An 899-nucleotide genomic window follows, 5' to 3' on the forward strand; every position below is an offset into this window, starting at 1 on the left:
GCAGGCCCCGGCGATCCGGGCCTGCTCACCCTCAAGGGCCGCGATGCCCTGGCCGCTGCGGATGTGGTGGTGTATGACGCCCTGGCTAATGACAGCCTGCTCGGCCACGCCAACCCCGCTGCTGAAAAGATTTATGTGGGCAAGGTGGCAGGCAACCACGCCCTGCCCCAGCACGAGATCAACGCCCTGCTGGTGCGCAAGGCCAAAGAAGGCAAGGTAGTAGCCCGCCTGAAAGGCGGCGACCCCTACATCTTCGGGCGCGGCGGCGAAGAAGCAGAGGAACTGGTGGCCGCCGGAGTGCCTTTTGAAGAAGTACCCGGCATCACGAGTACCATCGCGGCTCCGGCCTATGCGGGCATTCCGCTGACGCACCGCGACTTTGCCTCTTCCGTCACCATCATCACCGGACACGAAAACCCGGACAAGCCGGGGTCCGTGCACAACTGGCCCGCCCTCGCGGCCAGCGCCTCTACCCTGGTCTTTGTCATGGGCATGAAAAACCTGCCCGACATTGCCCGCAACCTGCTGAATGCGGGCATGGACCCCGACACTCCGGCCGCCCTCATCTATCGCGGCACAACGCCACGCCAGCGCAGCCTTGTGTCTACTCTGGCCCAATTGCCCGATGCCGCCATTGAGGCCGGCTTCACCAATCCCTCGGTCATTCTCGTGGGCAAGGTGGCAAGCCTGCACAAAACCCTCAACTGGTTTGAGCAAAAGCCGCTTCTGGGCCGTGGCGTGGTGGTTACCCGCGCGCGGGAACAGGCCAGCGGTCTGGCTGCCAGCCTGGCCGAACTGGGCGCGGACGTTATTCAGTGTCCCACCATTGAAATCAGCCCCCTGGCCGACTATGCGGAACTGGATGACGCCCTGAACCGCCTGCCCGAATACCGCTGGAA

General features: G+C 64.1%; 1 protein-coding gene. It reads left to right on the forward strand.

The genetic code is table 11. The features are described from left to right. Positions 1 to 899 (forward strand): uroporphyrinogen-III C-methyltransferase (gene cobA / locus V6C16_RS14340; RefSeq protein ID WP_333543571.1); only part of this gene is annotated, 899 nt, incomplete at both ends.

The organism is Desulfovibrio sp. 1188_IL3213, from assembly GCF_036763145.1.
Taxonomy (GTDB): Bacteria; Desulfobacterota; Desulfovibrionia; order Desulfovibrionales; family Desulfovibrionaceae; genus Desulfovibrio.